14 protein-coding genes and 4 pseudogenes are annotated in these 19,154 nt (G+C 46.5%); 10 read left to right on the top strand and 8 right to left on the bottom strand.

What is annotated here, in order from left to right; translation table 11 throughout:
• Positions 1 to 45: 45 nt before the first annotated feature.
• Together METMK1DRAFT_RS03525 and METMK1DRAFT_RS03510 are read right to left on the bottom strand one after the other, a co-directional pair.
• Entirely contained in the window at positions 46 to 459 is a 414-nt protein-coding gene (locus METMK1DRAFT_RS03525) for a hypothetical protein (protein WP_009070956.1), read from the bottom strand.
• Positions 460 to 1,210: 751 nt separating this feature from the next.
• Positions 1,211 to 1,790, bottom strand: a pseudogene (locus METMK1DRAFT_RS03510) (IS607 family transposase).
• 262 nt (positions 1,791 to 2,052) lie between these two features.
• Between METMK1DRAFT_RS03510 and METMK1DRAFT_RS03505 the strand changes: the two are divergent.
• The 4 genes from METMK1DRAFT_RS03505 (at position 2,053) to METMK1DRAFT_RS03485 (ending at position 5,008) form a co-directional block, all read left to right on the top strand.
• The gene (locus METMK1DRAFT_RS03505; protein WP_009070949.1) at positions 2,053 to 3,198 is read left to right on the top strand and encodes an RNA-guided endonuclease InsQ/TnpB family protein; all 1,146 of its coding nucleotides are present in this window, start codon (positions 2,053 to 2,055) and stop codon (positions 3,196 to 3,198) included.
• Positions 3,199 to 3,631: 433 nt separating this feature from the next.
• Positions 3,632 to 3,853 carry an AbrB/MazE/SpoVT family DNA-binding domain-containing protein gene (locus METMK1DRAFT_RS03495; RefSeq protein ID WP_009070946.1) on the top strand — a complete coding sequence of 74 codons (222 nt, stop codon included), beginning with the start codon at positions 3,632 to 3,634 and terminating at the stop codon, positions 3,851 to 3,853.
• A complete protein-coding gene (locus tag METMK1DRAFT_RS03490; RefSeq protein WP_009070944.1) occupies positions 3,850 to 4,254 on the top strand; it encodes a PIN domain-containing protein in 405 nt (134 codons plus the stop codon). The genes METMK1DRAFT_RS03495 and METMK1DRAFT_RS03490 overlap by 4 nt, the downstream gene beginning before the upstream one ends.
• A gap of 268 nt (positions 4,255 to 4,522) precedes the next feature.
• A complete protein-coding gene (locus tag METMK1DRAFT_RS03485; RefSeq protein ID WP_048087392.1) occupies positions 4,523 to 5,008 on the top strand; it encodes a CCDC90 family protein in 486 nt (161 codons plus the stop codon).
• 823 nt (positions 5,009 to 5,831) lie between these two features.
• On the opposite strand, the gene METMK1DRAFT_RS03480 is transcribed toward METMK1DRAFT_RS03485, so the two are convergent.
• On the bottom strand, positions 5,832 to 6,917 hold the full coding sequence (locus tag METMK1DRAFT_RS03480; protein WP_009070940.1) for a cupin domain-containing protein: 1,086 nt from the start codon (positions 6,915 to 6,917) through the stop codon (positions 5,832 to 5,834).
• Positions 6,918 to 8,481: 1,564 nt separating this feature from the next.
• On the opposite strand from METMK1DRAFT_RS03480, the gene METMK1DRAFT_RS03475 reads away from it, so the two are divergent.
• The 3 genes and pseudogenes from METMK1DRAFT_RS03475 (at position 8,482) to METMK1DRAFT_RS16165 (ending at position 11,499) form a co-directional block, all read left to right on the top strand.
• Positions 8,482 to 9,849 (top strand): aromatic ring-hydroxylating oxygenase subunit alpha, encoded by a 1,368-nt coding sequence (locus tag METMK1DRAFT_RS03475; RefSeq protein WP_009070938.1) that lies wholly within the window; start codon positions 8,482 to 8,484, stop codon positions 9,847 to 9,849.
• Complete coding sequence (locus tag METMK1DRAFT_RS03470) at positions 9,846 to 10,343, top strand: aromatic-ring-hydroxylating dioxygenase subunit beta (protein WP_009070937.1); 498 nt, start codon at positions 9,846 to 9,848, stop codon at positions 10,341 to 10,343. The genes METMK1DRAFT_RS03475 and METMK1DRAFT_RS03470 overlap by 4 nt, the downstream gene beginning before the upstream one ends.
• 111 nt (positions 10,344 to 10,454) lie before the next feature.
• Positions 10,455 to 11,499: pseudogene (locus METMK1DRAFT_RS16165) on the top strand (IS701 family transposase).
• Between the two features lie 175 nt (positions 11,500 to 11,674).
• On the opposite strand, the gene METMK1DRAFT_RS03460 reads toward METMK1DRAFT_RS16165, so the two are convergent.
• Positions 11,675 to 12,898 carry an amidohydrolase family protein gene (locus METMK1DRAFT_RS03460; protein WP_009070931.1) on the bottom strand — a complete coding sequence of 408 codons (1,224 nt, stop codon included), beginning with the start codon at positions 12,896 to 12,898 and terminating at the stop codon, positions 11,675 to 11,677.
• A gap of 140 nt (positions 12,899 to 13,038) precedes the next feature.
• On the opposite strand from METMK1DRAFT_RS03460, the gene METMK1DRAFT_RS03455 reads away from it, so the two are divergent.
• Positions 13,039 to 14,061 carry a substrate-binding domain-containing protein gene (locus METMK1DRAFT_RS03455; RefSeq protein ID WP_009070928.1) on the top strand — a complete coding sequence of 341 codons (1,023 nt, stop codon included), beginning with the start codon at positions 13,039 to 13,041 and terminating at the stop codon, positions 14,059 to 14,061.
• Between the two features lie 555 nt (positions 14,062 to 14,616).
• On the opposite strand, the pseudogene METMK1DRAFT_RS16160 reads toward METMK1DRAFT_RS03455, so the two are convergent.
• A pseudogene (locus tag METMK1DRAFT_RS16160) lies at positions 14,617 to 15,454 on the bottom strand (transposase).
• A 187-nt stretch (positions 15,455 to 15,641) separates the two neighbouring features.
• Between METMK1DRAFT_RS16160 and METMK1DRAFT_RS03440 the strand changes: the two are divergent.
• The gene (locus tag METMK1DRAFT_RS03440) at positions 15,642 to 16,649 is read left to right on the top strand and encodes a substrate-binding domain-containing protein (RefSeq protein WP_009070923.1); all 1,008 of its coding nucleotides are present in this window, start codon (positions 15,642 to 15,644) and stop codon (positions 16,647 to 16,649) included.
• A 7-nt stretch (positions 16,650 to 16,656) separates the two neighbouring features.
• Here METMK1DRAFT_RS03440 and METMK1DRAFT_RS03435 read toward each other — a convergent pair whose 3' ends face one another.
• From METMK1DRAFT_RS03435 to METMK1DRAFT_RS15495, 3 genes are all read right to left on the bottom strand, one after another.
• Complete coding sequence (locus tag METMK1DRAFT_RS03435) at positions 16,657 to 17,961, bottom strand: aromatic ring-hydroxylating oxygenase subunit alpha (protein WP_245544587.1); 1,305 nt, start codon at positions 17,959 to 17,961, stop codon at positions 16,657 to 16,659.
• A gap of 242 nt (positions 17,962 to 18,203) precedes the next feature.
• On the bottom strand, positions 18,204 to 18,371 hold the full coding sequence (locus METMK1DRAFT_RS17335) for a hypothetical protein (protein WP_009070919.1): 168 nt from the start codon (positions 18,369 to 18,371) through the stop codon (positions 18,204 to 18,206).
• Positions 18,372 to 18,424: 53 nt separating this feature from the next.
• Positions 18,425 to 18,643 carry a hypothetical protein gene (locus tag METMK1DRAFT_RS15495; RefSeq protein ID WP_009070917.1) on the bottom strand — a complete coding sequence of 73 codons (219 nt, stop codon included), beginning with the start codon at positions 18,641 to 18,643 and terminating at the stop codon, positions 18,425 to 18,427.
• A gap of 112 nt (positions 18,644 to 18,755) precedes the next feature.
• On the opposite strand from METMK1DRAFT_RS15495, the pseudogene METMK1DRAFT_RS19955 reads away from it, so the two are divergent.
• Positions 18,756 to 19,154 (top strand): annotated as a pseudogene (locus tag METMK1DRAFT_RS19955) (IS701 family transposase); the annotation flags it as partial.

Here is a 19,154-nt window from a genome sequence, read left to right as displayed (position 1 = left end):
CGTTGTCGATTGGTGTTAAAATACCTTACTATATATACATAGTATTCACATGTTTCCTTGAACCTCCCTGAACCTGCGGAAGGTCTCAAGGACTTCACTCCAGTTCTTTACGCCCTTGACTAACCTCTCCCCTCCCTCGAAGACTATCAGTAAGTCGGCTTCCGAGCTCCCGTCCACCCCTCTTATCACCCTTATCTCCCTGACCTGCCTGAGGGGCACCCTCCATCTACCTATCACGATCCACTCGGGGGTTATCTTGGAGTTCAACCAAAAGAACGACGTTAGGATAAGTAATAGGACGGCTAGGAGGGAGCTCGTCCCTAACAAGAGTAGGGGTTCGTCGTTGTTTAGAATCCCGACTAGGTTAATCACGTAGAATAGACCTGTGAGAACCCCTAAGTAAATAGTTACCCTGTCTCCGTGCCTGGTAGCTATCCTCAGGGAGAGGGGGGCCTTCATACTGATTGATCTTTGGGACTCTGAAATAAACTTATCTCCTTGACAGCAGTTATGGGATTTTTCGTTAGGTAGCGCCCCGTAATCAAGGTAAAATCTGATAACTGCTGTCCTTGAGTTGTCACTTCCCTGAGTCGACTCAACTGAGAGGGAGGCCGAACCTAAGGGCCCTCTACCCAGCAAGGCCAGTTGTCTGGGGGGACAAGAGGTTCAACCAGAGCCGTTCCACCTCCTCAACGAATTCACTGCGTCTAATGAATAGTAGGACAAGAACGCGCGAACGCGTTTAACAGGGTCTGATCGAAAGTCATTAGTCTCCTGATCTTTAACCTCCTTGAGAACGATAAGGTAGTGCAGTCAGTGAAACTCAAATCATCAAACTTGTTGAATTATTCTCACGCTGTCCTGAAGTCCTCATGATCGACTTTCACGACCTCCAAGTTATCTAAAACGTTTTGACCAACCTCTCTGGCTATCCACGGAACCTTAGCCCTCAGAAACGTCAAGACCTCATCAGAGATGTAGTCTGAAATTGACTAATTCATCGTTAATTACCTCGTGGAGACCTTCAGGGGTTCTGGCTTCATAGGATTTCATAATATTTAATATCAATTCTCAGCCCTTTGGCGTCACCGGAGTCACGGGATAACCCGTTCACACCCCTCCGCCCCCTTAGCGGGGTAATCTTGGTTTCCTCCTTACCTATCTAATAGAGTATGTTAGGTAGACGTATTCCTCCTCTGGCTGAAACGATTTAAGCCTTAATTTCCTCGACGCACTTCTTCACCTTCTCATATTTATGACTCCTCATGCCATACATTTTCCCACTAAAGGGAACTAGGATTGAGATCAAGTCCTCTATCAACTCTTGTTCTGGTGTTTTGTCCTCATTGTTCAACACGACTATCTCGCAGTTATGTGCTTTGCATACTTCCTCTACTATCTCGAAACCGAATCTAACTACTCTGTCGGGATAAGCTATGATTACTTTTGATACTTAGTTGTTTAGTATCACTCTAAGTAACTTGAGGAATCCTTTCCTCTTCATGTTTAATGAAGATCCCACGTCTGTTATTACTTTCGTATTCCTTAACATTCTTCTCAAGGTATTTTACTTGGTTTATCAAGTCGTCTTTTTGTGTGTTTGATGATACCCTAGCATAAAGTATCACTTTCCTCTTTCTAACAATACCCATTAACTTCTCTATATCCTCTTCTCTGAACCTCCACTTCCCGGTCTCTAGTACAGGTTTAATGTATCCCTTCTTAACATATTCTCTAAGTGTTGCATAGGATATTCCTAAGCGTTGGCAGACTTCCTTAGGCCTCAGCATCATATAAGAGTTTATGACGAAATGATATAAACTTTACGTTTTGTCTGAAACTGTTGACGACAGCTTCTTCGTGTCTCGAATCCCTTTTGTTATAGAAAGTTATTAAAAACTTCATCTCGAGGATTATCATATATCACACTGTCGACGTTAATATTACTGGTGTCAATACTCCAATCCTTTATAGCTTCATCTTTTGACACCTGAGACCCCGTCCGTGAGGGCGGGGAGCTAAGTATAAATGTGAATCAAAGTAAAAAAAAGATTGGGACGTTCCCTGAGGGCAGAAGTTAAAGTAGCAGTACAGGGGAAGATTCTGAACCCTAACAAAGAGAAGAGGCATAAACTGAACGTCGTTCTGGAGAAGTACCTAAAAGCTGTGAAGTTCTTCGCCTCCTTTAAGATCAAGGATAAGGAACTTCTCCAACAGAAAGCGTACGAGGAGGCTAGAAGAAGGTTCGGTCTGTCTTCCACTCTCACACAGACTGCCAGGGACAAAGCAGTAGAACTGGTTAAGGCTAATGAGGGAAGAGAATTTCACGTGCATGAAGTATCAATGCGAGTGAACTACCGTGCTTTCAAGCTCGTGAGGAGGGACACTAAGTTAACACCTTATTGGTTATATCTTCAGCTGGACGGTGATGGTGTGTGGTATCCAGTACAGTTCGGGGAAAGACAAAGACAGATGATAGTTGACGCCCTCTCTGATGACGGCGAGTGGTCTTTGCAACAGGTTGAACTCGTAAAGAGAGACGGAGAGTGGTACGCCTACTTCACCCTTGAAAAACCATTCAAGGATTTTGAACCACAAACACCTATAGGGATAGACCTGGGTGAAAGGAACTTCGCTACAGTAGTGGCACTAGTCGGTAAACCGACAAAGGGCACCTTCTTCAAGGGATCTAGAATCAAGGAAGTCAGGCACAAGTACTTCAATATCAGGAAGAAACTACAGGAAAAGAGAAGGTTGGACGTGTTCAAGAGGCTGAGAGGTAGAGAGAGAAGGATTGTGAACCACGAGCTTCACGTTATCTCCAAGGAGATTGTGGAATACGCTAAACAGTTCCCTTCTCCTGTGTTAGTGATGGAGAAGCTCACGGGTATTAGAGAGAACTTCAAGAAGGGTAAGGAACTCAATAGGAGGTTTCACTCCTTACCCTTCAGGAAACTGCAGAAGATGGTGGAGTACAAGGCTAAGATACAAGGAATCAAGGTGGTATACATAGACCCTAAGAATACATCTAAGACTTGCCACAGGTGTGGGTACGTTACCCACGTTGAAGGAAGGGAATATCGCTGTCCTAAGTGCGGTCTCAAGTACAACCGTGACCTGAACGCATCTATTAACGTAGCCCGTGCCTTAACGAGAGGTACGGGTCTGGGGTACGTAAACACCCCGAAGGGGACATGAAGGTGCGTCGTGAAGGCCACTGGAAACCCCAAAGCCCCGTCCGTGAGGGCGGGGTAGTTTACTCTCTCATAGTTTTCCTTTCAAACTTCCTCTTCGCCACGTAGTCAAAGAAGACTCCTTGTTTTCAAGGGCTAAGGACGTGAGGCAATCTTGTAACTTCTCAATAGTCAGCTTAATGTTCGAGTTCAGTAAGATTTCGGCCCTCAAGTTCTCGAGGTCAGTTTTGGTTTTATCCTCCACTTTTATTGTGGTGGCCATAATTGAAGTATACATTTCTACTGAATATACTTTACTACCAAACTTTCGATACCAGCTTGAGGGATTCGAGGGGCCCATGACTGATTCCCCACACTGGCCAGCACGAAGAACTCCTTACCCAGAGTCAAACCTCCGCGAAAGTTAAACGTTTAACTTTGTCAAGCGAAACATCGCTATGGATGTCAAGGTTCACAAGAAGGGGATGATCGTGATCCCTGCCGAGGTCAGGAGAAAAGTTAACATCAAGGAGGACTCGAAGCTTGAGATCAAGGTGAAGGGTAACGAGATGGTATTACGACCGAAGTTAACTCTACTGGAGGCTTTCGGTATAGACGAGGCGGAGACGGGCAGGCTCCTCCTGAGGGAATTAAGAGGAGGAGAGGAGAAAGGAAAGTGAGGGAGAAAATAGTCCTTGACACCGGGATCTTCCACGTGCACTTCTCAGGGCTGAACGAGAAAGTCAAGGAATTAATGAGGGGAATCTACGCAGGGAGGTACGGGGCTTTCACTACCCCCTTGAACTTAATGGAGGTTTTCTACCAATATTCCTGGGTCGTAGGTAAGGAAGGAGCTAGGGTGAGACTTTCGCTTATTTTAGATTCATCAATTAGGGTGATTCCCCCGGATAAAGATCTCTCCCTGAGGGCAGGAGAAGTCAAGGTTGACTTTTCTTTCCTCTCAATTGTAGACTGTTTTGTGGTATCTCTCGCTGAGAGGGAGAGGGCGAGGGTAATCACTACTGACAGTGCTATGCACAACGTATACAGAAATACGACCTTCATTGGCCTCTCTGGTTAGGGAAATACACGGAGATGCCTCGCTCTTCAGGGTGACGTGACACCTCACCCGAATGAAATCCTCCGATGTCCTTGACGTCTTAGGAAAAGAGGATTCCTTTCGGGGGTTCATTTCCCGACCGTATTTTCGGTTCACATCACTCACAATAGTCATGGGACTTTCCCTTACTCATCAATCTGTAATCGAGGGAAAACCTAATAACCGCTAGCCGATTAATTTTCGCTCGACCCTGTTAAGTTTTTATTTGGGTCAGAGATAATTGATAAATGTGAGCCTGGCCAGACAACTGCTGGAGGAGTTCAGTAAAGATAACGAAGCGTATCAGGAGTTCATCAGGAGGATCTCAGTCGGGATAGCCCAGGATGACAAAGTGAGGCTGTTGATCTTGGACAGTGTGATCAAGGAAGTGGCCACGAAGTCCGACATAGACGCCCTAAGGAAGGAGATAAACGACTTGGAACAGAGGTTGAGGACGGCCACGAAGTCCGACATAGACGCCCTAAGGAAGGAGATAAACGACTTGGAACAGAGGTTGAGGACGGCCACGAAGTCCGACATAGACGCCCTAAGGAAGGAGATGAGAGATACGGAACAAGGGATCAAGACGGAATTAAAGAGCTACGTTGACGTCAAGTTTGAGTCGGTCAACAAGAGGATCGACGAGATCAGGGAGGACATGAGGACGTACTTCTTCGGGTTCCTCGGTGGTATATTAGCGACACTCATCGCCATAATATTGACCAAGGTGTTTTAGCTCCTTCGTTCTTATCCAAATAACCTCGTGTTCAGTCGTACTCAGGTGCCAAACTTGGCCGTTGCCAACAGTTTCCGGTAAACATACTTAGCGGTGAGTGTTCTCATGTAGTCACCTTATTCGAAAAGTAGAAGAGCAATAATTACGATCTATGCGGAGCTTCAACTCGGTGCTGAGGTCGAGTCTCGCCAGGTCGGCTGAACGAGGCCGTTACCTGGAGCTCGGCCACGCTGGAGTATAACACGGACCTGGTCCCGGCCGTGAAGCACCACGACTCTCCAGGGACGTTATGTCCCTAAACCTGGCTTACCTTCAGGTAAAAGTCATTTAAGAGTCGATCATATAATATCAGTACGCATTATCGAATATCATGACTGCATGTGAACACTCCCTTCACGAAGCCAAGGGATTCTGTTCCGAGATACGGCCATTCCATCATCTGTCTGAATCACAAATCTCTCAGCCTTTTAGGTTTTTACGTTTTTGTAAAGCTGCTTCAAAAGTCGAACTATTAAATAATGATTCTCGAATCAGCTAGGAAAATTCTTGCCTGGAGAGATACCTTTAAGATTAAAGATCGAACAATAGTGATGACATAACACGAGTGCTTATCAATTATTGCCCGTGTTCGTAGAACCATGAATTATCTTAATTCTTACCTTAAAGTCACCTTTTTACATTATCAGTTATCAAAGAAACTAGGTTATACTACAACTAAAAAACCAACATATCGATACAAAAAAAAACAACCGGACGACGGGAGAAAGATACTTCGACTTGGTAAACTGTTGCTAGGCTGGGGAAAAAGAGAAAGACTTTCCACTCAGTGTAGTTTCTCCCTATACTTTCCCAGGGCCTTGTAGGTCGGAGCATCTGACTGCACGAACAGTATCAGTGGTACCTTACCCTCGTTATAGACAGTGTACTTCGCCCAAGGAGGTAGGGTCAGGAAGTCGTTCTCCTTAAGCCTGAACGTTTGATGGCCCTCCCCTAAGGTGACAGTGGCCTCACCCTCCATCGGGAACATGACCAGGCTCTCTGTGGCCTGAACGGGTTTGGTCTCCACGCCAGGCTTTATGAGGTGGTACCTGAGGCTCATGGTGGGGAAGGCCGGCCCTCCAGTCTGTGGGTTTATGAGCTCGAGCGCTATCCCCCTGTGGGGATCGCCGTCACTCTTCTCGGCCATCCTCATTAGGGTCTCCCTGGTCTTCTTGTACGGGTAATACCACACGGGGTTCACCTCAGACTTGGGCTCACTTAGGGGAAGGTAATTATAGGAGAACTTTCCCTCTATGTCGACCTCCGTACCGATGACGTCCTGGATCACCTTTCCGTTGAAGTCCTTCAGGAAGGAGTACCACTCCAGTCCTAACCAGAAGGTGAGTGGGGCATCCAGCCCGTCGTACCAAAACGCGTAGTCCTTACCGTAGTTGCCATGGTCGTGCCAAGTGAGGGACGGAGTGAGCACAACGTCTCCCCTGAGAATCCTGATCCTGACCCCGTTCACCGTGGTATACCCTCCCTCAGGGGGGAACTCCAACCCGACCCTGAAGGCGTTGGTGAAGTGCCTGTGGGCAGGTGGCTTATCCTCTGGAGCTATTATTTGTATTCCAGCGTACATGGTGGGAGTAGCCGGGGCGGGGAACTCGGGCGAGAGTTTCTTAATCCCTGGATTCTCCAGGTGAATTGTCACCCTGTCAGTGAACTCTGGGTCTATGACTCCCCTCAACCTGTACGCTAACCTCTTCATGTCCTCATATCTCCACATGTACGGTGTCATGAAAGGCGAAGGTTCCGGGGTGAAGACAGGATAGTTGGAGAACCTCTTATCGAAAGCCGTAGCGTAAGTTCCCACGTTCTTCCCCTTCATCTCCTCTATTAACTCCTTGAACTTCTTCTCCCTGTCCATACTTTCACTAAAAAATAATTACTTATTTAAGGTAATTAAACTTTGCATTCCCTCGTGCTTCGTGGATTACTTCAATTATTATTAGAGTTCACGTAAAGCTTACTTTCAAATTGATGTATAATTTCTAATTTTAAGTTGCCCAATGAGATTGGCATCTGAGAAAATTGAACAAGCACACAAGGCAATCCCCTCATATATTTGGCCTCGTCCGTAGTTTGTAGATCAATCAAGCATGTTCATACTTTAACTTCACCCAACCTTTTTTCGTTTGACTGAGCTGGAGTTTATGTGCAACATCTCAAAAAACATTAAAAGCGATATCTGTTGTCTCAGTGAAGCGTGTAACCTAGACATATCGATTGCTACGCTGAGTCGTGAAACGCCACTTCTTCTCAGGAAGTACTGTTAGAGCAGTTATGGGTTTTCCCTTGGATATCGCCTTTTGAATGAGACAAAATCCAATAACTACTGCTGTCATGGATGATTCACGGATCCATTGCGAATAGCAGTTTTATGTTATCACGTAATGCAAATTCTACTTTATCACCGCTAAGTTCTCCCGAATTCACGACTAATTACTCTAAAAGGATTCAAATAAAGTGGATTTGCAATGGAAACCTGAATGGCTCGCTGTCATTAGGTTCCATAAAATTCAATATCTGATGTTAGGCTAAAAGGAGGCTCAGCGTTAGCTTTTATGATAATTGAGGTTAATTCACAGAGTATTATTAAGCACAGCAGTTGTGGGATTTTTCCTTAGGTAGCGCCCTGTAATCAGGGTAAAATCTGATAACTGCTGTAAGCATAAAAAGATAGATAAGAGCCTTTCAATCGCAAAATGCTATATAAGGATTTTGTATTGGGAAGGTACTCCCATTAACACATGTTAGTCTACAAATGCGGTTAACGAATGGACTTGTAATCCCCAATCCAAAAAGTTTTCAAACCTAAAGCCTTTCAGGCCTACTAAAATTCCTCGGAATGTCCAGGCATTGTTGGCCTCTACGATGGAGGAGCTGTAGCCCTAAGATTCATCCAATGAAGGGACACCATCGCGTCAACTCCCAGAAGTAAGTTTGGGCAGCTATGAGACTTTCCCTCAAATGTCACCTTGCAGTCAAGGGAGAGTCTAATAACTGTTATAAGTTTCTCATTTAACCCTTAGAGTGCGTCCTAGATCTGCTTAACTCCTTATTTACTGGAGGTCACGATTGAGACGTCGTCTCAGGGCTTCTAACACAGGAGTGTTCTCATGCAGTCAGTTGTGCTTCACTAATTTTACTAGACGAGATGCAATTTCTAAGAAAGGGGTAAATTAGGTATAAGTTGGTGGAAAAAATATGTTTCGTGTTAATTAACGTAATATTTACGCTTTAGTGAGGGAGGTGCTTTGTGGGGTCGTTCAATTTTCTCAGATGTCTAGCCGACTAGACAACTTAAAATTCAAAATTATACGCTAACTTGAAAGAAAGCTTTACGTAAGCTCTGATAAAAATTGAAGTGATTCACAAATCAGGTTGAGCAAAATATATAAAGGGGAAACTTAATTAAATTTTATTTGAATATGAGATCATCTAATAACGTCCATTATGAAAGATACCATGATCCCTCACGAGTACCACTTAAGTTGATGAACGATGAAGATGTTTTCAAAGAGGAACTCGAGAAGATATTCTCTAGGAGCTGGGTCTTCCTGGGTTTAGCTGACGAAATTCCAAACCGTGGTGACTTCGTTGTAAGAAAAATTGGGCCTGACTCTTTCATGGTTATCAGAGGAGAGGACGATAGGATAAGGGGATTCTTCAATAGCTGTAGACACATGGGCACTGAACTCTGTGAAGCTGAGAGAGGCAACGCTAAGTCCTTCACCTGTCCATATCATGGCTGGACTTACGACAACAGGGGTAGGTTGATTGGAGTCCCAGTTAAGGAAGTGGCTTATAGAAACTTGGACATGAGCAGAATTGCCCTGGAGGAGATTAGGGTGGAAACGTATGAGAATCTGATTTTCGGGAACATGAACAAGAACGCGATAAGTTTGGAGGAGTATCTGGGAGAAATGAGGTGGTATCTTGACGTCTTCTATAAGGCCAGTGGCGGAGTCAGGTTAGTTGGAGAACCCTTTAGGTTCGTGGTCGACTGTGATTGGAAGTCTCCTGCCGCCAACTTCGCTGAGGATAGGCTTCACACCATGACTTCTCATAAATCGGTTGTGGAATTAGGTTACTCCAGTCCCCTGTCTAGGTTCGGTTATGTTACCCCGTCAGCCATGGTCGGTAGAGACGTCTCTGTGGCGGAGCTGAAGGACTCCAGAGGGAAACCAGTTTCCGCCATAGGAATAAGGTTCCCACCAGATCCAAATATTCCAGGATACTTTGGATTCTATGGAGAGTGGTACAAAGGTTTTCGAAAGCCTGAGGGGGTTAGTGAGGACCAGTTTAAGCTCTTCACCGAAGCTACCATGTGGGTATTCACAGTGTTTCCCAACTTCTCGATGTTCATAGCTGCGGATCAAACAGACTCACCAAAGTCAGGAAGACCTAACGCCCCTGTGAGCGAAATAAGGTTGTGGAATCCATTGGGCCCTGGAGTAACCGAGATATGGACGTGGGTGGTTGTGCCTAAGTTGGTCCCAGATGAGATCGCCAAGAGGGTCTACGAGATAACTTCGTCCCATTTCGGGCCGGCGGGAGTGGCAGAGATGGACGACACTACAATATGGAGGAAGATCGCCAAATCCGCTAGGGGAATTTACTCCAGGAAGGTTGACCAACTGATCTTCGCTGGAAACCTTGGGTTGAGCGATCTACCTACCCTGGATGATTGGCCAGGTCCAGGACTAGTCAGGGGAACGCAATTTCACGAGGAGGGAGTTAGAACGTTTTGGAGGAGGTGGCTCATTGAGATGGGCTGGGAGGGGAGACGAGAATGATAGACCAGTCTACTTATTTTAAAGTCCTTGAGTTCCTCTACGAGGAGGCCGAGATTTTAGACAATGAACGGTACGAGGAGTGGCTGAACCTATTGAGTGAGGACTTCGAATATCTGATACCACTGCCAGTGGTAATGAAAGGTAAAAAATTAATTTATTCTGAGAATTCCTATTTTATTCGAGGAGATAAACAAAAATTAGCTCTCATGATTAAGAGGCTGAGAGCCCCGACGGGATGGGCCCTCCAAAGCTCTGCCAGTAAATTGAGGAGAATAGTGGGAAACGTAAGGGTAAGCGAATTAGATGGAAAAAGGATAAAGGCAAGGAGCAGTTTTGTCTTGTGCAGAACAGAAGGTGATGAGGGAAAGCAATATCTTATTACTGGTGGGAAGGAAGATATTCTCTCTCATGACCCAGAGATTAAACTAACTAGGAGGATCGTGTACCTAGATTCCCCAAACGTACTCACATATAACCTTTACTTTCCAGTCTAGACGCAGCGAGTTCTTCTCTTTAGAGTCACCTAAATGTTTTTGTAAACTGGTTCAATTTTCTTACCTACAGCAGTTATGGGAATCTAAGGGGGGTAATACGAAAAAGCCGGTATTAGCGAGAAGTTTTCAACGACGTCCTGCCGAAAAGGTGCGGAAGGACAGATCAAGTTCGCTAGGGAGAGGCCGGTCAAGGCGGTCAACAGGCTGGGAGTGGTGAGGGGGAAGGGGAGGAGCAGGAAGGTTAACTGGCACTGATCCTCATGGTCTTGGTGGGTGAGAGGGCCAGCGTGAAGAATGCGGCCGAGACGTTCGGGTTGATCCACGCAAACCTGCTGAAGGCGTTGGGAGAACTCGACGACGCGTGGAGGGGCTGGAGGTCCTGTCGGGGCTGGTGAAGGGTCAGGTCGTCATCGTGGACGACACCGTGGACCACGACGCTCCGGTAGGACGTGAGCCCCTGAGAACCACTGGACCTACTGCCACATCCACGGGAGGTTCGAGAGGACCAAGCTCCTCACGGTCGCCATAGTGGACCTCAAGCAGGACGTTCATGGTTTCCCCTACGCCGTGAGGAAGATGTGGGATTTGTGAGGGTCACCGAGTTCAAGACCGAGATCGACGTGGCCAGATGTTTGACGTGCTCAAGGAGCCCTTCCGGTAGCCAGGGTCGTCTTCGACTCCCGTACTGTCCGAGAAGCCCGTGACGAACAAAGTGGTGTCAAGGCTCAAGTCCAACCGAGCCCAGGGTAGGCCCAGGGGACCCTCGGGGGCGCCTCCCAGTGGGATACCCCCCGGAGTCTACTACGCCGACCTGACCCTGGGAGGCCGACCCATTACGGTGAAGTTGCTAGTCCGGGAACGTAAACGTGACTCTGGGACACACGTCAGGTACCTCTACACTACCGACCTCTCGCTCAGCGGGGAGGAGGCCTGTCGGGTGGGAGATCGAGGAGCTCCAAAGGACGTCGAGGCCCTGGGACTGCTCATCCTGGAGGAGGGAGAGGCTTCAGGGCTACCTCACGATCTTCACCATCAACAACGTCGTCAGGGAACTGGTGGGGGAGCTGAACCTGAGGAGCGTGGAGGCGTTCCTCAGGTTCTTGAACGTCATTTAGGTGGACCGCCGGGGCTGATGAAAATCTTTAAGTTACGTTAAAGTCCCATAACTGCTGTAAGTTATTTAATTATTTAATTTTATTTGTATCTAAGTTGAACAATTACACAAAGTAATGTGAGGGACCAAGAGGATCATATGATGATCACTTGTCACGCCAAATAGTTATGCCTAAATTAACAATTAATGCTAAATAAAATTATTTAGTTATAAATAATTATTTCTCTATATTATATAATCTCCTAGCGTTATCTCTTAGTATTTTTTCCATCTGCTTTTTATTCAAATTAGCGGGTTTGGCTATATTCCCCATAAATACATTAAGGTACTCTGGGAAAAGCTCGGCCTCCGATGCGTGAGGATAGTCCACAGCAAATACTAGATTATTCTCCAATCCCATTTTTTCAATTATATATTTTATTATTTCAGGTGGCTCTTCACTTTCAACAGAAACGTAAACATTTCCTTGCTGGAGGTACTCCGATGCGAACCTCTTCAAGTGAGGATTTGGATCCATCCCGAACCTCTCTAACGTATATTTCCTGAATCTAGGGTTCTCTATGGCCTCATCCAACCACCATATCCAGAAAGGTAACCACGACGCACCGGCCTCACATAAATGCACTTTTAAGTTAGGCAAACGTTCAAAGAATCCTTCTCCTATTAACCCCATTAACGCTACCATCATAGCGAAAGGATGTCCTACTCCCCTAACATACAGAAATTTATTAAACAGGAATACCCACGGTAACTCAGAAGTGGTGGGCGTTACATGAACGACTACAGGCATATTTAGCTCTGTAGCTTTCTTGAAGAATGGAAAGAATTCTTCATCGAAGATGGGTTTTTCAGCTATGAAGTGTCCGTCGGACACGAAAACCGGTACGACCACGCCTTTTAGCCCTAATTCCTTAGCCCGCTCCATTTCCTTGATGGCTAAGTTCACGTCCTGAATGGGTACAGCCGCGTTAGCGTAAATTCTCCTTGTGCCGCTCTCCTTTATTCTCGTGGATACATAATCGTTGTAGGCTCTGGCTAGGGCATAGGCCCATTCCCTATCGCTCATAAATGGGATTATTAAGCCAGAGGTTGGATTGACCACTTGGGCATCAATTCCCATTTGGTCTAGATCAGCCAACCTTCCCTCAATGTCGTTAAGAGACGCATCTTTTGCCCTTAGTTTAGGATTTATTTTTCCATAGAACTTATTAAATGTATGGTCTATTAGGCCTCTGGCCTCACCACCCCCAAACCCGAAGGGTCTTGTGTAGACTTTTCCGTCTACAACCCAATATCTACTTCCGCTCACCTCATCCCTTACTATCATAGGTAGTCTATACTTTTTATCTAAAAATTTCTCTATATCCTCTGGATTTTCTACCACATGCGATTCCGCATCGATTATTTCTATATCTCTTAATTCATCTGGTTTACTTATCATAACATAGACTACCTATCTGCATTTTTAAGTTTTGATTACAGCATAACTAAGACCTACCAAAACCCTTAGAGATTTATAGTTTTTGCCTTTGGTGAACCTTGATGGTTAAGTTTAAATCTAAAATTCCTTAATTACTGAGTATGGCGGAAAAAATCCGTTTGACACTAGCCTGTTGGACTTATGATAGGACAATTCCCCTCTACGATGGAACTGTGAGGCCTGAGGGGTTGGAATTAACTTTCTTACCTTTATGGATTCAGGAAATTTTTTATAGGATGCTGAAATATAGGGAATTCGATGTTGCAGAGCTGTCCTTTGGGGCATATGTAGCGTCCCTTTTTGAAGATAGTCCATTTATGGCTATTCCGGTCTTTCCTTCTAGATCGTTCAGACATAACAGTATATATGTTAACGTGAACAGTGGCATAAAGGAACCTCAGGACCTGGTGGGTAAGAAAGTGGGAGTACCAGAATACAGGCAAACCGCTGCAGTCTGGATAAGGGGCATATTAAGCGATTACTACGATGTTAGACCAGAAACTGTCATGTATTATACCGGTCCATTAGAGGATCCATCTAGGAGAAGACGATACTTTACAGTTTTAGCGGAAACTGATGTATTACCTAGATACAAGAGTATAAAAATTGTTAAAATACCAGAAGGAAAGAATCTGTCGGACATGTTAGCTAACGGAGAAATAGATGCCATTTATAGTGCTCTGATCCCAAGTTCATTTAGAAATTATCCTGAAAGAATTGCGAGATTATTCAAAAATTATAAGGAGCTCGAAATTGAATATTATACTAGAAGTAAAATATTCCCCATAATGCATGTGGTGGTAATGAGGAGAAATCTCTATGAAAATAATAGATGGATAGCCAAGTCGTTGTATAAAGCGTTTGAAGAGGCAAAAAACATAGCATTTGAGAAGTTTATTACACAGCAGTTATGGGATTTTGAGACTATACATTACGCTTTACCGTGGCTGTTTGATCATTATGAAGACACCGTAAAGGTGATGGGGGACGATTATTGGCCATACGGTTTGAAGAAGAATTATCATGTGATAGAGACATTCGTCCGTTACATGTACGAGCAAGGCCTAATCCCCAACATTATTAAACCAGAAGAACTTTTCGCAAAAGAAACGATTGATACATAATTATCTGGAGGACTAAAGTAGGGCATATGTAACAATTTTATCGCTGTAGTGCCAAGATAGAGCTGTAAATGAGCCCAGGTTTGGGGAGCTTCTATCACGAGGATAGGTTTGAGGTCACTAGAATCCCTTGAAGTTTAACGTGAAGGAGATGAGGGGATTTTAAGGTACAATGACGATATCACGAGATATCATGGATAAATTGTTTAATTTTGATTAATATGTATAATATCCCTAGGACTGTAGTTCGAACTGAGATATCAGTTAGTTTATTGAAAGTGGAAATACCGCTAACTTGTCAAATATTACACAGCGGTTATTAGAATTCGCCTAGATTACAGGGCAGTACTCAAGGGAAAACCCCATAACTGCTGTATTACACACAAAATTTCGTAGCGAAAAGATTCGGATGCCACACATACTACAGCCTAAGGGGAGATATACAGATTTATAAAGTATCTCACGAACTAAATGTTTTATCCTCACTGTGAAGGGCGATTCAGGACTCCTTTGCGAATTGTAATATCTCTGTTGATTTGGACTTATTCAATGGAGGAATTACTGAATATATTTGATCATTTCATGAAGAAATAAGGGTTCCTGTAATATTATCAGGATGAGATAACAGGTGGAGAGGTTGTAGTTGAGGGCTATGGCCCGGGCGGTCCTCCAGGAGGAGTGGCACTTGCAGAACTCTCCGGGAGGGAGTTGAAGGGCTGGTCGGGTTGTTCGAGGAGGGGCCTCCCTGGGGGCAAAGAGGTAGGAGAGCCCCGGGTGGGGCAGGGAGAGGAGTCAAGTGCGTCCCTCACCCTCCTGCTTCGTTTGAGGTGGACCGGGCAGGTCTGCCTCGCGACCTGGATCCAGAAGCGGGAGATGGCCTCCTCCACGGCCTTCACCCGTCAGCTACAACGAGGGTGAGGTTGTACCTCCATAGCCTCACCGGGAGGTCCCAGTAGCTCACGACGTCCTCCTCCCCGGTCAGGACCACGTCCAGCACGGCCCTCACACCGTCCTCCGTGAGTCCCAACGCGATCGGGAGCACCCCCTTCCTTCCTCCCCCCAACTTCACGTACTTCCCGTCCACGATCACTTACTTGAAGTCCCCCCACCTCCAGCTCCTGGGTTTAGAGCTTGGCGTTCCCAACACGGGCAGGAGGAGGGCCCTTAGCACCAGCCTCTCCTCCCTGAGCGACTCCTCCCCTGTACAGCACGGGTAAGCTCACCGTGACCCACTCCAGCCCGTACACGACCACCGGAGGGAGACCCTGAACCCCCTCAGGAACCTGTGCCTGGCGTACCTGGGGGAGGTCCTCTCCTCCCCCTCAGCAGTTTCATTTAATGGCGCGACCTCCCCAACTACCTCAAGGAGGAGCGCGGTCACCACGTGATTGTACATCTCACGGTATGACCTAGCGCTCGTCCCCTTTTCTTGTACTGATGTAGGATCAATTAAGTCACTTTCATTCTATAGAAACAAATAGAAATCGCAATGGAGTCCTGAATCGCCCCACTGTGAATAGGCAGCATCGATATGAGCGCCAAACGGAATTAAACTTTTAACATGGACTCGAGTTTAATTACTCATGGTTTCCCATCTCCACTTAACTCTTGCGAGTTGGCAGTACGACCGAATACTCCCACTAGTTGATGGTACCGTGAGAGTTGAGGGGATTGAGATCAATTATGTTCCCCTTTGGCCTCAGGAGATTTTTTACAGGATGTTAAAGTACAAGGAGTTTGACGTGGCTGAACTCTCCTTCGGCGCATACCTGACCTCTCTCTTCACTGACAGGTCCTTCGTGGCCATACCTGTGTTCCCCTCTAGGGCCTTCCGACACAACGGCGTCTTCATCAATGCCAGGAGTGGTATAGAGAGACCTGAGGATTTGGTCGGGAAGAGGGTGGGGGTGCCGGAGTACAGGCAATCCGCAGCCATATGGACCAAGGGAATCATGAGCGACCTCTACGGGGTTAAGCCACACTCGGTGGAATACTTCGTGGGTCCCCTAGAGGACCCTACCAAGAGGCGGAGGTATTTCGTTATCTTGTCAGAAACAGACGTCCTCCCAAAGGAGGAGAAATTCAAGGTGAGGAGAGTGGATGGAAAGTTCCTCTCCGACATGTTGGCTGAAGGAGAGATAGACGCCCTGTATAGTGCCCTAGTCCCCAGCACGTTCAGGAGTAGACCAGATAGGGTCAAAAGACTGTTCCAGAATTACGTTGAGGACGAGAAGGAATACTTCAGAAAGACTAAGATATTCCCCATAAACCATGTTATAGTCCTGAGGAGAGACCTGTACGAGAAACATCGTTGGATAGCTAAGTCCCTTTACAAGGCCTTTGACGAGGCCAAATCCATCGTGATGGACAGGTTAAGTAACGCGAGTGGTACCCTCCACTATGCCCTTCCTTGGCTGTTCGAACATTACAGGGAGACTGTGGAGGTCATGGGAGAGGATTATTGGCCGTACGGCCTGAGTAAGAATTACAAAACTCTTGATACATTCATAAGGTATGCATACGAACAAGGGATAATCCCAGAGAGGGTGAAACCCGAGGATATCTTTGCCAAGGAGACTACGGATACCTAACTCCAGACTATTTATCCTCAGAGCCGAACATGGTGTTGCTCCACCACTTATAGAACCCCCTAATGAAGGTGTCGTCCAACGAGTTACTAACTCCCTCGAACCTCACTCCGGCCTCGTTGAGCACTTTGTTCTCCTTCTCCTCCCTATTTAGGCCCTTGCTCAGGAAGAGGGGAGGTTCCTCCACTGTACTAGCTATTTGGATGACCCCCATTATTTCGTTGTCGTCAGCGTTGCTCATTCCCGTAGCACCCCTGACCTCCTCGTGTGCCCTCAGGATCTTCCTCTTAAGTTCCCTCCTGAGGTTCTTGGGGAAGAACGTATAGCTTTGTATTTCAGTCAGACCCACATCCACCGGAGAGATGACCCTCAAGGTTGGGACAGTGTTGTCGTAGTCGTGGATCAATAGGTTAGGGAAGACGTAGACGTGAAACGTTGCCTTTCTCCTGAACTCAGCCCTCTGTCTATCGAAGTTATCTAAGCCCGTCTCCCCCACAACTGCATCGAACTGCTCCCTCAGGTTAGTTATCTCTCTGGAAATCGAGACGAAGCCGTGACCACCTCTAAGGTACCCAACTCCATTGAAGGCGACATCTAGCCTTTTCCCACCTACCGCTGCGTTGGAGAGCCTCTGTGGAGACCTGTTGTTCAACTTCTCCGATAAGAGGGCCACACTCTCGTGTAGGACTGGAAAGTGGTACATGTCCAACGTGTTCTCTGCGACCAGCTTCCAGTTCCCTGGGTACGCATATCTTATGGGTCCCTTTACCTCCACATTCTCCCCGATGTTAAAGATGTAGTCTATTAGTTGCTTAACGTCACCCAACTGCTCCTCAAGGGAGACTTTCGGTGTAATGCTCGCGAATATTAGTCCCCTGTACGTCTCCACGTGGACTGCCACGAGATTCTTCCTGGAAAAGTCGTAGTCTGACGGAAAACCTTCCCTGTCTGGCACTCCTATGACCTTTCCTTCGGTGCTGAAGACCCATCCGTGGTAAATACACTTGAAGAACTTGGCGTTTCCCTTAAACGTTCTGCATAGTATGTTTCCCCTATGCGTGCACTTATTAACGAACCCCCTGATAACTCCATCCTTCCCCTTCACCAGGAGGACTGGATATCTACCTACTCTGACAACCTTATAGTCACCGGGGTTGGGAAATTCACTCGCGTGTCCCACATATGTCCAGAGTCCGTGAAATATCCTCTCAAGTTCAAGGTTGAAAATCTCGGAGTCAGAGTAAACCTTCGGGTTCAGTAAAAATTCGTCACCTTCAATCCTGATCAGATCCTTCCCGCTCAACATTTTCCTCACTTTACTCAAGAGCTCCCGGTTATTTAGTTTTGTTGTACACTTTGTTCTCTGAGACATACGATTTTTATGGGAGTATGACGATAATAATCGAATAAAATTTTAGAGATGTCTCAAATGCACATAAATCGTTTGCTTGACCGTCATTTCTTGAACCAAAAGAGGTAAAAGTCCTGTTAACTTTGGTTTAAGGATAACTGTCGATCTCTGGAGGATCCTCGAGCGTCTCCTTCACGAAGATTTCCTCAGGTGTCAATAACTTCGGCACTATTCCTTAGATTATACATGTAGTCAAGGAACTTTGAGATTACGTGTCTTGTGGCTTTGACGCCGTAGGGCCAGTAGTTCTCCTCCATCACCTGAACTACCTCCTCTACATTTTGCTCTAACCAGGGCAACATGTATTTTATCATGCTCTGGACTTCTCCCTTATCTCGCGAAAAGAGATTTTCTTGGCCTGGAGGAACTACTTGTAGAGATTTATGGCAATCCAAGGGTGTCTTTCGTAGAGCTCCCTCCTTATCACTACCAGGTGCATTATGGGGAATATCTTGGTCTTCCTGAAGTACTCCTTCTCAACTTCGACGTAGTTCTCGAACAATGTCTTCACCTTCCTAGATCCGCGTAGATAGGGCTCTGGAGCTATGGCAGAATATAGGGCATCGATGTCCCCTTTCTCCAACATCTCTGAGAGGTTCCTCTCCTCGGGTACCTTAACCAGGGACAGCAGTTATGGGAATCTTAGGGGGTAATACTAAGAAGCCGGTATTAGCGAGAAGTTTTTCGACGTCGTCTCGCTGAAAAGGTGCGGAAAGGGACAGATCGAGTTCGCTAGGGAGAGGCCGGTCAAGGCGGTAAACAGGCTGGGAGTGGTGAGGAGGAACGGGAGGAGCAGGAAGGTCAACTGGTCTGATCCTCGTGGTCCTGGTAGGTGGGAGGGCCAGGGTGAGTAACGCGGCCGAGACGTTCGGGTTGGAACGTGAATTGATGGGGCGTTGGGAGAACTCGACGACGCGTGGGGGCTGGAGGTCCTGTCAGACTGGTGAAGGGCCAGGTCGTCATCGTGGACGACACCGTGGACCACGACGCTCCGGTAGGACGTGAGCCCCTGAGAACCACTGGACCTACTGCCACATCCACGGGAGGTTCGAGAGGACCAAGCTCCTCACGGTCGTGATAGTGGACCTCAAGCAGGA

This window comes from Metallosphaera yellowstonensis MK1, from assembly GCF_000243315.1.
GTDB classification, from domain to species: Archaea; Thermoproteota; Thermoprotei_A; order Sulfolobales; family Sulfolobaceae; genus Metallosphaera; species Metallosphaera yellowstonensis.
The sequence above is the reverse complement of the archived record's forward strand: the minus strand, read 5'-3'. Positions and strand labels throughout refer to the sequence as shown.